This window comes from Streptococcus sp. 2106 (assembly GCF_013277315.1).
GTDB lineage: Bacteria > Bacillota > Bacilli > Lactobacillales > Streptococcaceae > Streptococcus > Streptococcus pseudopneumoniae.
This window is the reverse complement of sequence record NZ_VMMS01000019.1, coordinates 1-18,690: the sequence shown is the minus strand read 5'-3', so window position 1 is coordinate 18,690 and position 18,690 is coordinate 1. Positions and strand designations below refer to the sequence as shown.

The following is an 18,690-nucleotide window of genomic DNA, read 5'->3' as shown; positions in this document are numbered from 1 at the left end:
ACAGCTCCGTTTTCGGGGCTGTTTTCTTGCTTTATTCTTCATCTGGTGTGAGGATCATAGGGATGATGATCGGTTCACGTTCTGTATTTTCATAGAGGAAGGGGCGAATAGCGTTGACAATGGCACCATTGACAGATTGCACGCTAGCATCCTTATTTTTCAGTGCGATACGAATGGCATTGAAGAGGATGCGTTGGCTTTGGCGAATCAAGTCGCCAGACTCTCTCATGTAGACAAAGCCTCGGCTGAGGATGTCTGGACCAGATAGAATCATCTGAGACTTGAAGTCAACAGTTGCGACTGCTAGAACGACACCGTCTTCAGATAGATCACGACGATCTTTGAGGACAGCAGCACCGATTTCACCGATACGATTTCCATCGACATAGATGTCTTGGGCGTTGAAATGACCTGCTATACGAGCTGAGTCAGCAGTAAGGGCAAGCACATCACCATTGCTCATGATAAAGATATTGTCCTTCTCAACACCAGTATCCACTGCTAGTCCAGCGTGGACTTTTTGCATGCGGTATTCACCGTGGACAGGCATGAAGTATTTTGGCTTAATCAAGCGGAGCATAAGTTTTTGCTCTTGCTGGCCACCGTGTCCAGATGTATGGATATTGTTAACCTTACCGTGGATAACTTCGACACCAGCTTCTGAAATGATGTTAATTAGCTTGTTGACGCTAGTAGTGTTTCCAGGGATTGGACTAGAAGAGAAGATAACGGTATCACCTGGTTGGAGTTGTACCTGACGGTGGGTTCCGTTGGCGATACGAGAGAGGGCTGCCATCGGCTCACCCTGACTACCTGTACAGAGAATGAGAACCTCGCCTGCAGGGTAGTCTTTGATTTCATTTGGCTCGATGAAGGTTCCTTTTGGAGCTTTTATGTAACCGAGCTCAATTCCGTTGACAATGGCCTTTTCCATAGAACGGCCAAAGACAGCGATCTTACGTCCAGTCTTAACAGCAGCTTCTGTTGCTTGCTGGAGACGGAAGATATTTGAGGCAAAGGATGCAAAGATGATACGTCCTTCAATGCCTTGGATAATCTTCATGATGGACTGGCCAACGACTTTTTCAGAGTTGGTAAAGGTTGGAATTTCTGCATTTGTCGAGTCAGACAGGAGACAGAGCACGCCTTCTTCACCAAGCGCAGCCATACGGTGCAAATCTGCTGGTTCACCAACTGGTGTTAAGTCAAACTTGAAGTCACCCGTACAGACAATTTTCCCTTGAGGAGTATGAATGACAATCCCCAAAGGCTCTGGAATAGAGTGAGTCGTTCTAAAGAAAGTTGCCTTGAGGTTTTTAAAGGTCAACTCAGTGTTGTGGTTGATTTCGTAAAGTTTGGCGTTGCGCAAGAGGCCGTGTTCTTCGAGCTTCCCACGGATCAAAGCCAAGGCAAGTGGTCCAGCATAGATTGGGACATTTGCTTGCTTGAGCAGGAAAGGAATCCCACCGATGTGGTCCTCGTGTCCGTGTGTAATTAAGACAGCCTTGACGCGGTCGATATTGTCCACGATGTAAGAGTAGTCAGGAATGACATAGTCGATACCCAGTAAGTCATCTTCTGGGAATTTAATCCCAGCATCGACGATGATAATCTCGTCTTGGTATTCAATTCCGTATGTGTTTTTCCCGATTTCTCCCAGACCACCGATGGCAAAAACGCCAACTTCTTCAGGTTTAAGAGTATAGGCCATATTAGAACTCCGTAATTTTGAAGGCGCCAGTTTCTTTTTCGTAATCTAGCAATTTGTCAGACAAGAGTTCGATATACTCGATATTGTACTCTGGGCGATTTTCTTCGACAAGTTGGCGAGCAGCGATACGACCCTCAAGTTCTGAGCTGGCATCGATGTCTAGGTAAAGTGCGCGTGTTGTTTCACGGCGTGGGCTACGTTCTTTTGTTTCTTGATAAAAAACTTTGTAAATCATATAGTTCCTTTCTATTTACAGGTCAGCTTATTCCAAACTTTTAGCATAGATTTGCTTGATTTCATTCCATTTTGTGTCTAGATTGACCTTGATTCGTTACAATTATTTCAATTATACCACAAAATGAAAAATTAGTAAAAGACGGAAACGAGAAAGTCAGGGGACGATTTGCTGAGTAAACGCTTGCAATATCAAAAAGTATATGCTATAATAATAGAAAGAAATAGTCTAAGCTGGAAAGGAAATAATTCGGAAACTATATTGTTTAGTGCTATTGCTATTATGTTTAACTTTATAGATACTTCTGAATTGGATAAAGTTACCGAATTGAATGAACATAGTTTCCCTGTAGTTAGATTAGATAAAGCAGAGGAGCTTTGTTTAGACAATGAAGCTTTGGAGGTAGGGCGTGTTTTAAACGAAATCGTAACGGATATAGAGACTAACGGAGAGTCAACTGCTTTGGCTAGAATGGATCGCTCTCTTTTTCCTATAGGCTCTTATGGTAATTATTGTGGTTATGGAAATAATGGATATTCTATTCCAGCTATTGATGATTTAGATATGGCTTGTTTCTATCATGATAAGTGTTTTAAGGGATTTTTAGCAGATAATAGAAGTTGCAATGCCGCATTCCTAATAAGATTATCTCCTATTGTAGCAAATAATGCTTGGAATACAACTAAAGGAGCATATGCAAGAGCAGCTGTGGCTCTATTTTCTAGATTCGTATAAGACTAAGTTTTTGTAAAATATGAGTTGTTACGTAAAAGTGTTGATATGAATATTGGTGTCTATGAACAGAATCTTATTTTATAAGTTTTAACTTATCTTTTAAGGTTTCTGTTTATAGGCGCTTGTAGATGTGTTTATGTCTTTAAAAAATATATTTGCGATATTAAAAATGGATACTTATGCAATATTTCACTTTACTTATTAAGATAATTTTAAACTAAGGAGGTTGCCCTATGTATAACTTATTTGCTTTTGCTATCGGAGCTCGCTTGGTAGCTTTTATTGTTTTTGTTGCTTGCGTTTATGGAGGGAATCTTCTATTTGCCAAACTGGAACGACGACAAACCAAGTTCTTGTGGAAAATTACCTTTGTGACTCTCTACTCGCTTTTTCTCCTCCTTGTAACCTATGTCGTTTGGTTTGTATTTTACTTTGGATTAAATGCTTAGATGCCCTGCTCATGCTAGGGCACTTTTGTTTGGGGATATAGAGGTAGTAGATTTACGACACGAAAATTCCACCCCATCTATCAAGATGAGGTGGTCTTCGCATTTTTCTAAAATGACATGACAACGGAATAAATGTTTGCTTTCAGAATTTACTCTTATTTTTATATTAACGATTCTTCTTATGTTCAAAAATAGAGTTGAAGCATAAAAATAAAACAATACAAACAGATAGATCAATTGGTAAAGGGATAGTAGTAATGTTTAAATCATTGAGAATGCTTAGCAAACTGTAAGAGATAAAGATAATAAAATTTATCCTTCTAAAAATGTGTTTTTTATCTAGCATGACTTACCAAACTTTTTACGGAGGTCTTTTCCAATGGTATAACCTGCCATAAATAAAGCGATACCAACACCTACACCAAAGCCACCCTTTATTTCTTGCAATTCCTTAGTAGAAATTTCACAATAGTTGTTCAAATCTTTCATCATATTAATCTCCTCCTAAAAAATAACCAGCTGCCAAACCAGAATCTATAAGTGCTGTTCCACCTGCAATAGCTTTCCAAGATACTGCTACTCCAAAGATAACCAAGGGAGCGAGACCGCCATCAATATCTGATAATTCATTTTCAGATAAGGATAAAAATTGATTGTCAAGAACGTCAAAATTTGTCATTGAACTTTCCTCCTTTTTTCTTGTTCACTTTTATATTCGGAAAAGAAAAGGAAAAGTGAACATTTTTTTAAATTATTTTTAGTTAAGTGAGGGCACTCTTGTTTGGGGATAAAGAAAATTCCCATGTGCCAGCTTTTGTAGTATAATAGTAAGCAGACAAAAAGATAGGAATGTGTTATGAAAGTATTAGCTTTTGATACGTCAAGCAAGGCTCTTTCTCTCGCTATTTTAGAGGACAAGCAGGTTCTTGCTGAGACTACTATTAACATCAAGAAAAATCACAGTATTACCCTCATGCCTGCCATCGATTTTTTGATGGCAAGTTTGGATTGGACACCCAAGGATTTGGACCGAATCGTGGTGGCGGAAGGACCAGGTAGCTACACAGGCTTGCGAATTGCGGTGGCAACTGCCAAGACCTTAGCTCACACTCTGAACATCGAGTTAGTTGGTATGTCGAGTCTCTTGGCTCTGGTGCCCTACCAACAAGAAGGCTTGTTTGTCCCCTTGATGGATGCGCGTCGCAATAATGTTTATGCAGGATTTTATGAAAATGCCAAACCTGTCATGCCAGAAGCGCACCTGCCTTTTGAGCGAGTGATTGAGCTAATCAAGGGGGCTAGCCAGGTAACCTTTGTCGGAGAAGTTGGCCCCTTTGTGAAGCAGATTCAAGAACACTTGCCAAGGACTAATTTCAAAGAAACCTTGCCAAATGCAGCCAATCTAGCTCTTTGGGCTTGGGACAAGGAAGCAGACTCCTTGCACGACTTTGTGCCGAACTACCTCAAACGTGTTGAGGCTGAGGAAAACTGGCTTAAGAACCACACGGAGTCTGGCGAGTCTTACATTAAACGCCTATGATAGAAATCAAACGAACTCAACAGCAGTCTGACTTGGCTCAAGCCATCTACGCTGTTATGGCAGCTGTTTACCCAATCAGTCCGTGGACGCTGGAACAAATCCAAGCAGACCTGGCTCAAGACCAGACTTGGTATGCTCTGGCTTATGATGGGGCAGAAGTGATTGGATTTCTAGCTGTACAGGAGAATCTCTTTGAGGCAGAAGTCCTGCAAATCGCTGTCAAAGAAGCCTATCAGGGTCAGGGAATTGCGTCAGCCTTGTTTGCGACACTGCCGACAGACAAGGAGATTTTCCTCGAAGTCAGAAAATCAAATCAACGAGCGCAAGCATTTTACAAGAAAGAAAAGATGGGAGTCATCGCTGAGCGAAAGGCCTACTACCATGACCCAGTCGAGGACGCCATTATCATGAAGAGAGAAATAGATGAAGGATAGATATATTTTAGCATTTGAGACATCCTGTGATGAGACCAGTGTCGCCGTCTTGAAAAACGACGATGAGCTCTTGTCCAATGTCATTGCTAGTCAAATTGAGAGTCACAAACGTTTTGGGGGCGTAGTGCCCGAAGTAGCCAGTCGTCACCATGTCGAGGTCATTACAGCCTGTATCGAGGAGGCACTGGCAGAAGCAGAGATTACCGAAGGCGATGTGACAGCTGTTGCGGTTACCTATGGACCGGGCTTGGTCGGAGCCTTACTAGTCGGTTTGTCAGCTGCTAAGGCCTTTGCTTGGGCTCATGGACTTCCGCTGATTCCTGTTAACCACATGGCTGGTCACCTCATGGCAGCTCAAAATGTAGAGCCTTTGGAGTTTCCCTTGCTAGCCCTCTTGGTTAGCGGTGGACACACAGAGTTGGTTTATGTTTCGGAGGCTGGTGACTACAAGATTGTTGGGGAAACGCGAGATGACGCGGTTGGCGAGGCCTATGATAAGGTTGGCCGTGTCATGGGTTTGACCTATCCTGCAGGTCGTGAGATTGACGAGCTAGCCCATCAGGGGCAGGATATTTATGATTTCCCTCGTGCCATGATTAAGGAGGATAATCTGGAGTTTTCATTCTCAGGTTTGAAATCTGCCTTTATCAATCTTCACCACAATGCTGAGCAAAAGGGAGAAAGTCTGTCTACAGAGGATTTGTGTGCTTCCTTCCAAGCAGCTGTACTGGATATTCTCATGGCTAAAACCAAGAAGGCTTTGGAGAAATACCCTGTTAAAACCCTTGTCGTGGCAGGTGGCGTGGCAGCCAATAAAGGTCTCAGAGAACGCCTAGCAACTGAAATCACAGATGTCAAGGTCATCATTCCACCTCTGCGTCTCTGCGGAGACAATGCAGGTATGATTGCCTATGCCAGTGTCAGCGAGTGGAACAAAGAAAACTTCGCAGGCTGGGACCTCAATGCCAAACCAAGTCTCGCTTTTGATACCATGGAATAAAATGGAGTCAGCTTAAGGCTGGCTTTTTTGCTCTCTTAAATGTCAGAATATTTTGACAAAACTATAAAAATAATGATATAATATGCAAAAGCTAGGAGGTGGTAAGATGATCGAGAGAATGGAATTGGGAGAATTTTACAAGGAGTTGCGCTTGGCTAGAAAGCTCAAGCAGTCAGATGTGGCTTGTGCTGGACTAACAGCTTCTCAGCTGTCCAAGTTTGAACTAGGGCAGTCTATGCTATCTGCGGACAAGTTAATCCTAGCTATTCAAGGAATCAATATGAATTTTGATGAGTTTGGGCACAAGCTCAACAACTATCAAGAATCTCCACATATGCAGATTGGTAGGAGGGTTGTGGATCGCTTTGCCCACCAAGATATCGCTGGCTTAGAGCAACTATTGGAGAAAATCAAGCAAGAACAGATGGCAGAGACCTATCGTCGTTTGAATGCTATTGTAATCAAAGATGCCATCCACTCACTAGATAAAAGCTACCCACTAGCAGAGGAGGATAGCGAGTTTTTGACCACCTATCTCTATGCTATCGAGTCTTGGACCTGGTTTGAACTCTATCTCTTTTGCAATACTATGCCCTTCTTGAGCAATCAAGATCTGATCTTTTTATCAACCTCCTTACTCGAAAAATCCAAAGAATTTAAAGAGTTGGTACATAATAGACTGTATATGAAAAGTGGCTTTCTGAATATTATATCAGAGCTCATGGAGCGAAAACTTTTCTCATACATCCCAATCTTCGAAGCCGAGTTGGAGAGCATGTTGCGTCCGTACGATGTTTTTGAGAAAGTATCGTGGCAATTTTTAAAGAAAATGAGTATTTTTCTTCAAACCAAGGGAAGCAACCAAAAAGAGATTGAAAATTTTATCCAATCTCTGCAAGTATTAGAAAATCCACAATTGACATCCCTTTTTGAATTGCGTTTGCAGCAATACAAAGAGCTTATCGATTAGTTAAAAACGGGATGACAATAACCCACTCCGAAATAAGCAGGAGTATCAGTTGTATTTTTCTTTTCTTCATCATTATATCCCTCCTTGTTAGTAATAACTTTATTATACCAGAGAAGTAATCAAATTCACCAAAATCGCAAATCTGAAATTTCTATAAGAAAAAATATCAAATATGCGATTTTCTAAAATAAGCCAATTTCCGTGTTATACTGTCCTTGTAAAACATTTGAAGCAAATCCTAGGTCGCAGAAGTGGTTTACAAATGAAGATAATTGAAGGAGTGTAAAAGATGTTAAATTTACAATTTGCAGAAACAATGGAATTGACAGAAGCTGAGTTGGAGACAGTTTATGGAGGGGAACTTGGGTATAATGCCGTTATCCCAGGTGGTAGTTGGGGAGGTTTAGGAACGTCTTGGTCAATCACTAATTTCTGGGAGAAATATTTTAACCATGATTCTTCCACTGTTAATCGTCGCCATTATTGATATTCAAAGTCCTTGCCTTTTTCTTGGGTAGGGGCTGTCTTTATTTCATAGTATAGGAGAAAATAAAATGGGAAAGATAACTTCAAGATACTACTTTTTTATAGCGATTCTACTCGTCCTTGCTTATCAGTACCTTAGTGGTCTGGTTTTATCTAGCGACTTTGCTCTTGTTCTATCTGACTTTGGTTATTATCTGTCGGATATGATGTTGCATTTTCTTGTCGTTTTTATTGCTTTTTTTGCTATGGTTAAGTCAGGCAAATGGCAGAAAATCAAGAGTAGAAAGTTTAAAGGATCCTATCTTTTCTATTCCTTCCTAGCTCTGCTTGCTTTTGTTGTTTGGAATTTCGTCACCTTTTTTCTTTTCCCTCCTACCAAAAATGAAATTGCTTATCAACTGGATGTTCCTACTTTTACAGGAGCTACAGCATTTTTGATGTATTTTTTCTATCCTGTTATAGCAGGTCCCATTTTTGAAGACATGATTTATCGGGGATTGGTGATGACAGCTCTGGAAAAAGGAAAGCAATGGGGACTAGATGTACTTGGTTCTGATATTTTATTTGGGGTCTTGCACATTAGTAATCACGGTTGGGTTTTAACAGACTTTTTTGTATATATGGGTGGTGGCCTCATATTTGCCATCTTGTTTAGAGTAACCAAGTCCATTTATTGGCCTATTGGACTGCATATAGTCTACAATGGCATTGGTCAAATTTTACCGTTGCTGTAATTTTGGTTGTGAGTAGTATCGCGGTCTATTTCTGGGGAAAGATTCCCATTTGAACTTAAAAAGGAGTTATAATGAAAGTATTTCTTCAAAATAGAGATTTTAGGCAATTAACCATCAACCAGTGGATTTCAACGCTTGGGGATACGATTTTTTATCTGGCCTTTTTGAATTATGTGGCAGACGCCTCTTTTGCTCCTTTGGCGATTTTACTTATCACGATTTCAGAAACCCTGCCCCAAGTTCTACAAATCTTTCTGGGAGTTTTGGCGGATTTTCAACATCATCGTGTCTTGAAATATACAATTATTAGTTTTGCAAAATTTTTGCTTTACTCTATAGTGTCCTTATCGCTTTCAGGGCAGTCCTTTTCCTTAGTACTAGTAGCCTTTATTTGTCTGATTAACCTCTTGTCTGACACATTGAGTTATTTTTCAGGCGCCATGCTCACTCCGATTTTCATTAGAATTATTGGACAAGACCATCTGGCAGAAGCTATTGGATTTAAACAGTCAACTGTTAGTTTAGTGAAAACAATCAGTAATATTTTAGGAGGAGTCTTATTAGGTATTCTATCCATCCAGTTTATTTCCTTACTGAACGCTCTTACCTTTTTAATCGCATTTTTAGGTATCCTCTTCATAAAAACTGACCTCTTGAAAGTAGAAAAAACGATTAGCTATCAAGAAGGACTCTCTGTAAAATCCTTTTGCCAGCATTTGGTCCAGTCGTCGAAATTGATATGGAATATGAATAAGGTGCTCTTGGTTTTGTTTATTATTTCTATTAGTCAAGCAGTGATAAATGTTACAGTTCCTGTTTCTACTCTATTTTTGAGGAATCAACCCTTTTTGAATTTGCAGACAGGTCAATCTCTTGCCTTGCTATCCACTTTTGAACTGTCAGCCCTGATTGTCGGAAGTCTTGTAAGTGGCTATCTGAAAAATACGATTTCTATAAAAACAGCTCTCTATGCCTCACTTGTCATCCAGTTGCTTCTTCTAGTAGGATTTGCCACAGTTCGTTTTGACTGGATTCTTATCTTTAGTACCTTGGATGCCTTTTTCGCAGGTGTTCTCTCTCCTAGATTGCAAGAACTCGTCTTTAAACAAATACCTGAGGAGTCAATGGGAGCAGTTCAATCTTCTATCGGTGCTATTACGGTTGTTTTACCTAGCTTATTTACAATAGCTTTGGTAACCATTGCTACTAGCTTTGGAACTCTGGCAGTTAGCTTTGTTTTATTGCTATTTCTTCTAGTTGCCTTTGTCATGCTTCTGAATATTCGTGAAAGTATTTAGCGGAGAATTTGTCTAATATATATTTGAGACTGGATTGCCAGTCTTTTTATGATGGTCAAAATCAACAGACTTTTTTCTCTTTCCTGAATGTGTTATAATAGTCCATGCTGTGGCTGGAGTCTTTTCAGCCCACCTATTAAGACAATATGAGGAGAAAGATGAAAGAAAAAGGATTTTGGGAGGGAGCGCAGGCAGCCATGCCAACGGCCCTTGGTTATGTCAGTATCGGACTTGCCTGTGGGATTATCGGTGCGCCCTATGTGACACCTGTTGAGATGGGCTTGATGAGCCTCTTTGTTTATGCTGGGAGCGCCCAGTTTGCCATGTTGGCCCTGATTGCGGTTCAAGCGCCTGTGGCTGCCATTGCTATGACGGTTTTTTTGATCAATTTGCGTCTCTTTTTGTTGAGTTTGCATGCGTCGACCTATTTTCGTCATACTAGTCTCTGGCACAATATCGGTATGTCTAGTATCTTGACGGATGAGACTTATGGTGTTTTGATGGGCGAATTGGCCCATGCAGACAAGGTCAATCCTATGTGGATGCACGGAAACAATCTTAACAGCTATGTGGCTTGGTTTGTGGGAACAGTTGCCGGAACGGCTCTGGGTGGTCTGCTGCCAAATCCAGAAATCTTTGGATTGGATTTTGCCCTGGTTGGGATGTTTATCGGGATTTTTGCTTCGCAATTCCAGATTATGCAAAGACGGATTCCTGTCCGCAATCTGCTTATTATCCTAGCAGTTGTTGCGGTGTCCTTCTTTTTGCTCTTGACAGTGGTGTCTCAGTCACTAGCTGTTCTGTTTGCGACGCTACTTGGTTGTACAATGGGGGTGGTTTTAGATGGTCAGTAAGTATCTTTTATTAGCAGTTATTTTCTCTGGTCTTGTGACTTGGATTCCCCGTATGATTCCCTTCATCTTGGTTAAGTATAAGGGCTTGCCTGCGATTGTTGAGCGTTTTTTGAAGTTCTTGCCCGTTTCTATTATCTTTGCCTTGATTCTTTCAAGCGTAGTGACAGGCAAGGTTGGCAGCCTTCCTCAAATCAAATGGCTGGACTTCTTAGCAGTCTTTCCAACGGCTTGGGTAGCCTTTCGCTACCGCAATCTAGTCGGAACAGTTCTCTTTGGAGTGGTCTTAATTGCAGTCTTGCGTTTGGTCTTTTAATACTCTTCGAAAATCTTTTCAAACCACGTCAGCTTTGCCTTTCCGTAGGTATATGTAACTGNNTTTTCATTGAGTATAAATTAGCCATAAAGAAAACTTATCACAGATATAGATATCATATAATGGCGTAAATAGTCTTTTTCTGTTAAGATTATAAGGTATTCTATTTTGGAGGAAATGACATGAAAAAAATCGTTAAATACTCATCTCTTGCAGCCCTTGCTCTTGTTGCTGCAGGTGTGCTTGCGGCTTGCTCAGGTGGTGCTAAGAAAGAGGGAGAAGCAGCTAGCAAGAAAGAAATCATCGTTGCAACCAATGGCTCGCCAAAACCATTTATCTATGAAGAAAATGGCGAATTGACTGGTTACGAGATTGAAGTCGTTCGCGCTATCTTTAAAGACTCTGACAAGTATGATGTCAAATTTGAAAAGACAGAATGGTCAGGTGTATTTGCTGGTCTTGACGCTGACCGTTACAATATGGCTGTCAACAATCTTAGCTACACTAAAGAACGTGCGGAAAAATACCTTTATGCCGCACCAATTGCCCAAAACCCTAATGTCCTTGTAGTGAAGAAAGATGACTCTAGTATCAAGTCTCTCGCTGATATCGGTGGAAAATCGACGGAAGTCGTTCAAGCCACTACCTCAGCTAAGCAGTTAGAAGCATACAACGCTGAACACCCAGACAACCCAACTATCCTTAACTATACTAAGGCAGACTTCCAACAAATCATGGTACGTTTGAGCGATGGCCAATTTGACTATAAGATTTTTGATAAAATCGGTGTTGAAACAGTGATCAAGAACCAAGGTTTGGATAACTTGAAAGTCATCGAACTTCCAAGTGACCAACAACCGTACGTTTACCCACTTCTTGCTCAAGGTCAAGATGAGTTGAAATCATTTGTAGACAAACGCATCAAAGAACTCTACAAAGACGGAACGCTTGAAAAATTGTCTAAACAATTCTTCGGAGACACTTACCTACCAGCAGAGGCTGATATTAAATAATTTCTTGAAATCATCCATTCTGAATAAGATGGGTGATTTCTCAGTTCTTAGATATATAGTTTTAAACTATATATCTGACTATCTAATAACAATTTGTGAAATAAAACAAAGTATGAGATACTAGTACGGTATTATTTTTAAGGAGAAAGAATCATGAAAATCAAAAAATGGCTTGGTGTAGCAGCCCTTGCTACAGTCGCAGGTTTGGCTCTTGCAGCTTGCGGAAACTCAGAAAAGAAAGCAGACAATGCAACAACTATCAAAATCGCAACTGTCAACCGTAGCGGTTCTGAAGAAGCTCGTTGGGATAAAGTTCAAGAATTGGTTAAGAAAGACGGAATCACTTTGGAATTTACAGAGTTCACAGACTACTCACAACCAAACAAGGCAACTGCTGATGGCGAAGTAGACTTGAACGCTTTCCAACACTATAACTTCTTGAACAACTGGAACAAAGAAAACGGGAAAGACCTTGTAGCGATTGCTGATACTTACATCTCTCCAATCCGCCTTTACTCAGGTTTGAATGGAAGTGACAACAAGTACACTAAAGTAGAAGACATCCCAGCAAACGGAGAAATTGCTGTACCAAACGATGCTACAAACGAAAGCCGTGCGCTTTACTTGCTTCAATCAGCTGGCTTGATTAAATTGGACGTTTCAGGAACTGCTCTTGCAACAGTTGCCAACATCAAAGAAAATCCAAAGAACTTGAAAATCACTGAATTGGACGCTAGCCAAACAGCTCGTTCATTGTCATCAGTTGACGCTGCTGTTGTAAACAATACCTTCGTTACAGAAGCAAAATTGGACTACAAGAAAGCACTTTTCAAAGAACAAGCTGATGAAAATTCAAAACAATGGTACAACATCATCGTTGCGAAAAAAGATTGGGAAACATCACCAAAAGCTGATGCTATCAAGAAAGTGATCGCAGCTTACCACACAGATGACGTGAAAAAAGTTATCGAAGAAACATCAGACGGTTTGGATCAACCAGTTTGGTAATAAGAAACAGGGAGGTGGGAGAGAAGATTCCACCTCTTGCTTTTGTATAGAGCATGGATTGTCAGGAAGAGTAGTTCATAGAAAGGTAGAGAGAATATGGTTTTTCCTAGCGAACAAGAACAGATTGAAAAATTTGAAAAGGATCATGTAGCCCAGCATTATTTTGAGGTTTTGCGTACCTTGATTTCTAAGAAGTCGGTCTTTGCCCAGCAGGTTGGACTTAAGGAAGTCGCCAACTATCTGGGTGAGATTTTCAAGCGTGTGGGGGCTGAAGTAGAGATTGATGAGACTTATACGGCGCCCTTTGTCATGGCGCATTTCAAGAGTTCGCGTCCAGATGCCAAGACCCTAATTTTCTATAACCATTATGACACTGTGCCAGCGGATGGGGATCAGGTCTGGACAGAGGATCCCTTTACGCTTTCGGTGCGTAATGGCTTCATGTATGGGCGTGGGGTTGACGATGATAAGGGTCATATCACAGCTCGTTTGAGTGCTTTGAGAAAATACATGCAGCACCACGATGACCTGCCTGTCAATATCAGCTTTATCATGGAGGGAGCGGAGGAATCGGCCTCGACAGACCTGGATAAATATCTGGAAAAACATGCGGATAAACTCCGTGGTGCAGGTTTGTTAGTTTGGGAACAAGGGACCAAGAATGCCTTGGAACAGCTGGAAATTTCTGGTGGAAATAAGGGGATTGTGACCTTTGATGCCAAGGTGAAAAGTGCGGATGTCGATATCCATTCTAGTTATGGTGGGGTTGTGGAATCAGCTCCCTGGTATCTCCTCCAAGCCCTACAGTCTCTTCGCGCTGCAGATGGCCGTATCTTGGTTGAAGGCTTGTACGAAGAAGTGCAAGAGCCAAATGAACGAGAAATGGCCTTGCTAGAAACTTATGGTCAACGAAACCCAGAGGAAGTTAGTCGGATTTATGGATTGGAGTTGCCTCTCTTACAGGAGGAGCGGATGGCCTTTCTAAAGCGTTTCTTTTTCGAGCCAGCGCTTAATATCGAAGGAATCCAGTCTGGTTATCAAGGCCAGGGTGTTAAGACTATTTTACCTGCAGAAGCCAGTGCCAAGCTAGAGGTTCGTCTGGTTCCGGGCTTAGAACCGCATGATGTTCTGGAAAAAATTCGGAAACAGCTAGACAAAAATGGCTTTGATAAGGTAGAATTATACTATACCTTGGGAGAGATGAGCTATCGAAGCGATATGAGCGCACCAGCCATTCTCAATGTAATCGAGTTGGCCAAGAAATTCTATCCACAGGGCGTTTCAGTCTTGCCGACTACAGCTGGGACAGGGCCTATGCATACGGTCTTTGATGCCCTAGAGGTACCAATGGTGGCCTTCGGTCTAGGAAACGCTAATAGCCGAGATCACGGTGGAGATGAAAATGTGCGAATTGCCGATTACTACACCCATATTGAATTAGTAGAGGAGCTGATTAGAAGCTATGAGTAGAGATATTATTAAGTTAGATCAGATTGATGTGACTTTTCATCAAAAGAAGAGAACCATCACAGCGGTCAAGGATGTGACCATTCACATCCAAGAAGGGAATATTTACGGAATTGTTGGATATTCTGGAGCAGGGAAATCAACCCTTGTACGGGTGATTAATCTCTTGCAAAAGCCATCTGCAGGCAAAATTACCATTGACGACGATGTGATTTTTGATGATAAGGTGACCTTGACGGCCGAGCAGTTGCGTCGTAAACGTCAAGATATCGGGATGATTTTCCAGCATTTTAACCTGATGAGCCAAAAGACAGCAGAGGAGAATGTAGCCTTTGCCCTTAAACACTCTGGACTCAGCAAGGAAGAAAAGAAGGCTAAAGTAGCCAAGTTGTTGGACTTGGTTGGCTTGGCGGATCGTGCTGAAAACTACCCTTCACAACTATCTGGAGGGCAAAAGCAGCGTGTGGCCATTGCGCGTGCCTTGGCAAATGATCCAAAAATCTTGATTTCAGACGAGTCAACTTCTGCGCTTGATCCGAAGACAACCAAGCAGATTTTGGCCTTGTTGCAAGATTTGAACCAAAAATTAGGCTTGACTGTTGTCTTGATTACGCATGAAATGCAGATTGTCAAAGACATTGCCAACCGTGTGGCAGTTATGCAGGATGGGCATTTGATTGAAGAGGGCAGTGTGCTTGAAATCTTCTCAGACCCTAAACAACCTTTGACTCAAGACTTTATCTCAACAGCTACAGGTATTGACGAAGCCATGGTCAAAATCGAGAAGCAAGAAATCGTGGAACATCTGTCTGAAAACAGTCTCTTGGTGCAGCTCAAGTACGCAGGGGCTTCAACAGACGAGCCACTTTTGAATGAATTGTACAAGCACTACCAAGTAACGGCCAATATCCTTTACGGAAATATTGAAATTCTTGATGGTACTCCTGTTGGTGAGCTTGTGGTTGTCTTGTCAGGGGAAAAAGCAGCCTTGGCAAGTGCTCAAGAGGCCATCCGTCAGGCTGGTGTGCAACTAAAAGTATTGAAGGGAGGACAGTAAGATGGGATCATTGATTCAAACCTATTTACCAAATGTCTATAAGATGGGCTGGGCTGGTCAAGCAGGCTGGGGAACAGCCATCTACCTAACCCTTTATATGACAGTTCTTTCCTTCATCATCGGAGGTTTCTTGGGGCTAGTGGCAGGTCTCTTTCTCGTCTTGACAGCGCCAGGTGGTGTCTTGGAAAATAAAGTCGTTTTCTGGATTTTGGATAAAATCACCTCTATTTTCCGTGCGGTTCCTTTCATCATCCTCTTGGCAGTCTTGTCACCCTTCTCTCATCTAATCGTAGGAACAAGCATTGGTCCAAATGCGGCTATCGTACCGCTATCTTTTGCAGTCTTTGCTTTCTTTGCCCGTCAGGTGCAGGTGGTTTTGGCTGAATTGGATGGCGGTGTCATTGAGGCGGCTCAAGCGAGCGGAGCGACTTTCTGGGACATCGTGGGTGTCTACCTATCAGAAGGTCTTCCAGATTTGATTCGTGTGACGACTGTGACCTTGATTTCCCTTGTTGGTGAAACAGCCATGGCTGGTGCGGTTGGAGCTGGTGGTATCGGTAACGTAGCCATCGCTTATGGATTTAATCGCTACAATCACGATGTGACCATCTTGGCAACCATCATTATCATTTTGATTATCTTTGCAATCCAATTCTTGGGAGACTTCTTGACTAAAAAATTGAGTCATAAATAAAAAAAGAGCTAGGAAATCTGTACATCATTCATAGGAGTTGTCGTTATAGTCAAGACTTGAAATTTTCTGTACTGGTTGCTATCAACCGTTACTTTTATGAGTAAGAGAGTTAAGAATTGTGGGGAGTCAATATGCAAAATCTGGGAGAAGTTTTTAAAGAATTGAGAAAGAGTCGGAATGTATCCCTACAAGAGGCGACAGGAGGAGAGTTTACTTATTCCATGCTGAGCAAATTTGAGCGTGGAGAAGCAGACCTATCATCTATGAAATTGATTACTGCCTTAGATAACATCCACTCTGATTTGAATGAATTTATGTACTTGGTACGTGGTTTTTCTCAGAAAAAGGTCCTAGCTTTTCAAGAAAATCTTTGGAATTTATATGACAGAAAAGGGATTGATTCTCTCCAATCCTTATATGAAGAGACGACTCAAAAGTATAGATCAAGTGCTAAAAAAAGCTATCTCTTACAAATGATTCGTATCAAAAGCCTTCTCGTGTTTTTTGATTCAGAAATCAGGGCAACGGATGAAGAACTGACTTTTCTCTATGACTATTTTTTTACTATTGACATCTGGGGAAATTATGAATTGGAATTATTTTCAACGATTTCTACTTTGTTTCCTCTGCCCCTCTATTTTAAATATTCTAGGGAGATGTTACAAAAGACGGATTTATTAGGCTCTTTACCTAGTAACAAAGTTGGTATTGACACCATTTTGATTAATGGACTTTTTAAAGCGATAGAGGAAAAGGATAAATTAAAAGCAGACTATTTTGTTTTTCAGATTGAAAAACGAGAATTGCCAGAATCTCAAGCTTATCTTAAAATCATTTATATGATTGCTAAAGGGTATTATGATACTATTTTTAATGTAAAAAATAAGGGTCTTGAAAAAATCCAGAGAGGCATTACAATCTTACAAGATTTAGAGTATATAGATGGTGCAAGATACTATGAAAACTATTTTGCAAATCAGCTTTCAAATAAAGATTTGTAATATATTCTCGTTACATCGACTGATGAAAAATAAATAGGCTTGTAGATGGAGTGATAATTAGCAATTTCTAGGCGCTAGAGTTTCTATTTTCAGAAAAAATATATTACAAAAAAGTGGGGACTCCCGCTTTTTTTGTTAGACTGGATTCAATAGAATACTCTTTGAAATATGGAGAAAGCCTTGTTATGAAATTATTTTTAAAACATCATTTATTTAGAATACTGACCTTATCAAGGTTTTTAAGCTCAAGTGGAGCTTATATTTATAATCTGGTATTTATCGTTTATGCTGCGAGTCTACCCTTTAAAAATATAGCTGTATTTATGGCGAATATGATTACGATTTTACCTTTCCTATTTACTTTTTATGTTGGGATTAAGGCTGATCATACTCGGAATAAAGCAGGGACAATTATCTGGGTTGGTTGTGTACAAAGTCTCCTATTTCTTTTGATTGCTAGTGTGATTCATGATCAGAACTTCGTAACGTTTGCTTTTATCTGTATGGTTAATATCTGTTCAGATATTTTATCGGATTATACAGCAGGCCTTCGTATGCCGATTATCCAGCATAATATTTCGGAAGATAAGCTCTATGAAGCTTATTCATTTACTCAGTTTGTTTCCTATTTATCAAATCTAGGAGGTCAAGCCTTAGGAGTGTGGTTACTCACAACAAGCCACCAAAATTTTTCTTTTGTTGCAATTGTGAATGCTGGCTTCTTTTTACTATCTTCTCTTATTTTGTTCAAAAATAGAAGAGAATTGACGTATTTGTCTGTAACGGTAGAGAATGAGTCGATTAGTTTACTTCAACAAGTTAAGGCAATCTATGCGGACATGGATGATATCTTTAGGCAAAGAGAAAGTAAATCTTTGTTTAAAATGATCCTTGTCATTTTGGTAATGAATACTTTGGGAGGAGCTGTTGGAGGTATTTATCACTTTTACTTATTAGACCATACTATCTATCATCTCAGCTATGCTAAAGCCCTATTTTTAATCGAATGTGTTAGCTTGGGAGGAGCTATTCTTGGTAGCCTAACTCCCCATGATTATTTTGGGAAATGGTCGTTTTCAAGTTTGCTATCGCTCAATGCAAGTCTGTTTGTATTGCTTGCTACTGCTAATATTTTAGATTTTTCTCCTCTAGTAGGTGTTGTTTTCTTAGCCTTTGTCATGTATTTGATGTCGAAATCAATGCCTAAATTAGATACTCTGTTATTGTCTAATTTGAGCGCGGATGTATTAGCTCGAAGTAATAATCTCTTGAGTATGATTGTTTCCCTAACATTACCTTTGGGGATGTCTGTATTTTCCTTCTTAGCTTTGCAAGATATCAGGCTTTGTTGGTGGGTATTTTTGGTAGTGAGTGTGATAGGGTTGATTTTATCACTAGAAAAAAGAAGTTTTTCAGGTAAAAAAGTTTAACCTAGGCAAATCAGGCTTACTAGAAGGTCTTCCAGATTTGATTCGTGTGACGACTGTAACCTTGATTTCCCTTGTTGGGGAAACAGCTATGGCTGGTGCGGTTGGAGCTGGCGGTATTGGTAACGTAGCCATCGCTTATGGATTTAACCGCTACAATCACGATAAAACTATCTTGGCAACCATCATTATCATTTTGATTATCTTTAAATTTATACTCAATGAAAATCAAAGAGCAAAGTAGGAAACTAGCCGCAGGTTGCT

At 40.6% G+C, this 18,690-nt stretch carries 22 protein-coding genes and 1 pseudogene; 19 read left to right on the top strand and 4 right to left on the bottom strand.

The genetic code is table 11. The features are described from left to right. Positions 1–31: 31 nt before the first annotated feature. Positions 32–1,711, bottom strand: a complete 1,680-nt coding sequence (locus tag HT723_RS02270; RefSeq protein WP_000331993.1) for a ribonuclease J — start codon at positions 1,709–1,711, stop codon at positions 32–34. Between the two features lies 1 nt (position 1,712). After that, positions 1,713–1,946, bottom strand: a complete 234-nt coding sequence (locus HT723_RS02265; RefSeq protein ID WP_000639574.1) for a DNA-dependent RNA polymerase subunit epsilon — start codon at positions 1,944–1,946, stop codon at positions 1,713–1,715. Positions 1,947–2,114: 168 nt separating this feature from the next. Here HT723_RS02265 and HT723_RS11450 point away from each other — a divergent pair, with 168 nt between their 5' ends. Next, positions 2,115–2,681: a phospholipase gene (locus HT723_RS11450; RefSeq protein ID WP_240154935.1), complete on the top strand. Its 567-nt coding sequence runs from the start codon at positions 2,115–2,117 to the stop codon at positions 2,679–2,681. Between the two features lie 233 nt (positions 2,682–2,914). After that, positions 2,915–3,130 (top strand): hypothetical protein, encoded by a 216-nt coding sequence (locus tag HT723_RS02255; RefSeq protein ID WP_023935522.1) that lies wholly within the window; start codon positions 2,915–2,917, stop codon positions 3,128–3,130. Positions 3,131–3,469: 339 nt separating this feature from the next. Here the strand turns inward: HT723_RS02255 and cibB are convergent, their stop codons facing one another. Both cibB and cibA read right to left on the bottom strand, forming a co-directional pair. Beyond that, positions 3,470–3,622 carry a fratricide two-peptide bacteriocin subunit CibB gene (cibB, locus tag HT723_RS02250; protein ID WP_000974046.1) on the bottom strand — a complete coding sequence of 51 codons (153 nt, stop codon included), beginning with the start codon at positions 3,620–3,622 and terminating at the stop codon, positions 3,470–3,472. A gap of 1 nt (position 3,623) precedes the next feature. Next, on the bottom strand, positions 3,624–3,809 hold the full coding sequence (gene cibA, locus HT723_RS02245; RefSeq protein ID WP_172934534.1) for a fratricide two-peptide bacteriocin subunit CibA: 186 nt from the start codon (positions 3,807–3,809) through the stop codon (positions 3,624–3,626). Between the two features lie 177 nt (positions 3,810–3,986). On the opposite strand from cibA, the gene tsaB reads away from it, so the two are divergent. From tsaB to HT723_RS02160, 17 genes and pseudogenes are all read left to right on the top strand, one after another. Further along, the gene (gene tsaB / locus HT723_RS02240) at positions 3,987–4,670 is read left to right on the top strand and encodes a tRNA (adenosine(37)-N6)-threonylcarbamoyltransferase complex dimerization subunit type 1 TsaB (RefSeq protein WP_050261241.1); all 684 of its coding nucleotides are present in this window, start codon (positions 3,987–3,989) and stop codon (positions 4,668–4,670) included. Next, complete coding sequence (gene rimI, locus HT723_RS02235; protein WP_101514815.1) at positions 4,667–5,104, top strand: ribosomal protein S18-alanine N-acetyltransferase; 438 nt, start codon at positions 4,667–4,669, stop codon at positions 5,102–5,104. The genes tsaB and rimI overlap by 4 nt, the downstream gene beginning before the upstream one ends. Further along, on the top strand, positions 5,094–6,104 hold the full coding sequence (gene tsaD / locus HT723_RS02230) for a tRNA (adenosine(37)-N6)-threonylcarbamoyltransferase complex transferase subunit TsaD (protein ID WP_172934533.1): 1,011 nt from the start codon (positions 5,094–5,096) through the stop codon (positions 6,102–6,104). The genes rimI and tsaD overlap by 11 nt, the downstream gene beginning before the upstream one ends. A gap of 106 nt (positions 6,105–6,210) precedes the next feature. Next, positions 6,211–7,074: an XRE/MutR family transcriptional regulator gene (locus HT723_RS02225; protein ID WP_172934532.1), complete on the top strand. Its 864-nt coding sequence runs from the start codon at positions 6,211–6,213 to the stop codon at positions 7,072–7,074. A gap of 289 nt (positions 7,075–7,363) precedes the next feature. Next, positions 7,364–7,561: a peptide pheromone VP1 gene (locus HT723_RS02220; RefSeq protein ID WP_000933471.1), complete on the top strand. Its 198-nt coding sequence runs from the start codon at positions 7,364–7,366 to the stop codon at positions 7,559–7,561. Between the two features lie 67 nt (positions 7,562–7,628). Next, positions 7,629–8,294, top strand: coding sequence for a CPBP family intramembrane glutamic endopeptidase (locus HT723_RS02215; protein ID WP_172934531.1), 666 nt, complete (start codon positions 7,629–7,631; stop codon positions 8,292–8,294). Positions 8,295–8,365: 71 nt separating this feature from the next. Further along, on the top strand, positions 8,366–9,592 hold the full coding sequence (locus HT723_RS02210) for an MFS transporter (RefSeq protein ID WP_172934530.1): 1,227 nt from the start codon (positions 8,366–8,368) through the stop codon (positions 9,590–9,592). Between the two features lie 158 nt (positions 9,593–9,750). Continuing rightward, positions 9,751–10,446, top strand: coding sequence for an AzlC family ABC transporter permease (locus HT723_RS02205; protein WP_172934529.1), 696 nt, complete (start codon positions 9,751–9,753; stop codon positions 10,444–10,446). Next, the gene (locus HT723_RS02200) at positions 10,436–10,759 is read left to right on the top strand and encodes an AzlD domain-containing protein (protein ID WP_000253936.1); all 324 of its coding nucleotides are present in this window, start codon (positions 10,436–10,438) and stop codon (positions 10,757–10,759) included. The genes HT723_RS02205 and HT723_RS02200 overlap by 11 nt, the downstream gene beginning before the upstream one ends. 182 nt (positions 10,760–10,941) lie before the next feature. Next, a complete protein-coding gene (locus HT723_RS02195) occupies positions 10,942–11,772 on the top strand; it encodes an amino acid ABC transporter substrate-binding protein (protein WP_000724930.1) in 831 nt (276 codons plus the stop codon). 153 nt (positions 11,773–11,925) lie between these two features. Further along, the gene (locus HT723_RS02190; protein WP_023948487.1) at positions 11,926–12,780 is read left to right on the top strand and encodes a MetQ/NlpA family ABC transporter substrate-binding protein; all 855 of its coding nucleotides are present in this window, start codon (positions 11,926–11,928) and stop codon (positions 12,778–12,780) included. Between the two features lie 96 nt (positions 12,781–12,876). Then, positions 12,877–14,250, top strand: coding sequence for a M20/M25/M40 family metallo-hydrolase (locus tag HT723_RS02185; protein ID WP_172934528.1), 1,374 nt, complete (start codon positions 12,877–12,879; stop codon positions 14,248–14,250). Further along, positions 14,243–15,304, top strand: a complete 1,062-nt coding sequence (locus HT723_RS02180; RefSeq protein ID WP_172934527.1) for a methionine ABC transporter ATP-binding protein — start codon at positions 14,243–14,245, stop codon at positions 15,302–15,304. Before HT723_RS02185 ends, HT723_RS02180 begins: the two co-directional genes overlap by 8 nt. A 1-nt stretch (position 15,305) precedes the next feature. Further along, positions 15,306–15,998, top strand: a complete 693-nt coding sequence (locus tag HT723_RS02175) for a methionine ABC transporter permease (RefSeq protein WP_000535118.1) — start codon at positions 15,306–15,308, stop codon at positions 15,996–15,998. Between the two features lie 131 nt (positions 15,999–16,129). Beyond that, the gene (locus HT723_RS02170) at positions 16,130–16,999 is read left to right on the top strand and encodes an Rgg/GadR/MutR family transcriptional regulator (protein ID WP_172934526.1); all 870 of its coding nucleotides are present in this window, start codon (positions 16,130–16,132) and stop codon (positions 16,997–16,999) included. 185 nt (positions 17,000–17,184) lie between these two features. Further along, positions 17,185–18,429, top strand: a complete 1,245-nt coding sequence (locus tag HT723_RS02165) for a transporter (RefSeq protein ID WP_172934525.1) — start codon at positions 17,185–17,187, stop codon at positions 18,427–18,429. 22 nt (positions 18,430–18,451) lie between these two features. Next, positions 18,452–18,670: pseudogene (locus HT723_RS02160) on the top strand (hypothetical protein); the annotation flags it as partial. Positions 18,671–18,690 lie beyond the last annotated feature (20 nt).

Excerpts from the sequence above, each read along its gene's own strand:
- HT723_RS02225 (WP_172934532.1), top strand. The coding sequence starts at position 6,211 with ATGATCGAGAGAATGGAATTGGGAGAATTTTACAAGGAGTTGCGCTTG.
- HT723_RS02170 (WP_172934526.1), top strand. The coding sequence starts at position 16,130 with ATGCAAAATCTGGGAGAAGTTTTTAAAGAATTGAGAAAGAGTCGGAAT.
- cibB (WP_000974046.1), bottom strand. The coding sequence starts at position 3,622 with ATGATGAAAGATTTGAACAACTATTGTGAAATTTCTACTAAGGAATTG.
- HT723_RS02180 (WP_172934527.1), top strand. The coding sequence starts at position 14,243 with ATGAGTAGAGATATTATTAAGTTAGATCAGATTGATGTGACTTTTCAT.
- HT723_RS02210 (WP_172934530.1), top strand. The coding sequence starts at position 8,366 with ATGAAAGTATTTCTTCAAAATAGAGATTTTAGGCAATTAACCATCAAC.
- HT723_RS02175 (WP_000535118.1), top strand. The coding sequence starts at position 15,306 with ATGGGATCATTGATTCAAACCTATTTACCAAATGTCTATAAGATGGGC.
- HT723_RS02195 (WP_000724930.1), top strand. The coding sequence starts at position 10,942 with ATGAAAAAAATCGTTAAATACTCATCTCTTGCAGCCCTTGCTCTTGTT.
- cibA (WP_172934534.1), bottom strand. The coding sequence starts at position 3,809 with ATGACAAATTTTGACGTTCTTGACAATCAATTTTTATCCTTATCTGAA.
- HT723_RS02185 (WP_172934528.1), top strand. The coding sequence starts at position 12,877 with ATGGTTTTTCCTAGCGAACAAGAACAGATTGAAAAATTTGAAAAGGAT.
- HT723_RS02190 (WP_023948487.1), top strand. The coding sequence starts at position 11,926 with ATGAAAATCAAAAAATGGCTTGGTGTAGCAGCCCTTGCTACAGTCGCA.
- HT723_RS02205 (WP_172934529.1), top strand. The coding sequence starts at position 9,751 with ATGAAAGAAAAAGGATTTTGGGAGGGAGCGCAGGCAGCCATGCCAACG.
- HT723_RS02200 (WP_000253936.1), top strand. The coding sequence starts at position 10,436 with ATGGTCAGTAAGTATCTTTTATTAGCAGTTATTTTCTCTGGTCTTGTG.
- HT723_RS02215 (WP_172934531.1), top strand. The coding sequence starts at position 7,629 with ATGGGAAAGATAACTTCAAGATACTACTTTTTTATAGCGATTCTACTC.
- HT723_RS02265 (WP_000639574.1), bottom strand. The coding sequence starts at position 1,946 with ATGATTTACAAAGTTTTTTATCAAGAAACAAAAGAACGTAGCCCACGC.
- tsaD (WP_172934533.1), top strand. The coding sequence starts at position 5,094 with ATGAAGGATAGATATATTTTAGCATTTGAGACATCCTGTGATGAGACC.
- HT723_RS02255 (WP_023935522.1), top strand. The coding sequence starts at position 2,915 with ATGTATAACTTATTTGCTTTTGCTATCGGAGCTCGCTTGGTAGCTTTT.
- tsaB (WP_050261241.1), top strand. The coding sequence starts at position 3,987 with ATGAAAGTATTAGCTTTTGATACGTCAAGCAAGGCTCTTTCTCTCGCT.
- HT723_RS02220 (WP_000933471.1), top strand. The coding sequence starts at position 7,364 with ATGTTAAATTTACAATTTGCAGAAACAATGGAATTGACAGAAGCTGAG.
- rimI (WP_101514815.1), top strand. The coding sequence starts at position 4,667 with ATGATAGAAATCAAACGAACTCAACAGCAGTCTGACTTGGCTCAAGCC.
- HT723_RS02165 (WP_172934525.1), top strand. The coding sequence starts at position 17,185 with ATGAAATTATTTTTAAAACATCATTTATTTAGAATACTGACCTTATCA.
- HT723_RS02270 (WP_000331993.1), bottom strand. The coding sequence starts at position 1,711 with ATGGCCTATACTCTTAAACCTGAAGAAGTTGGCGTTTTTGCCATCGGT.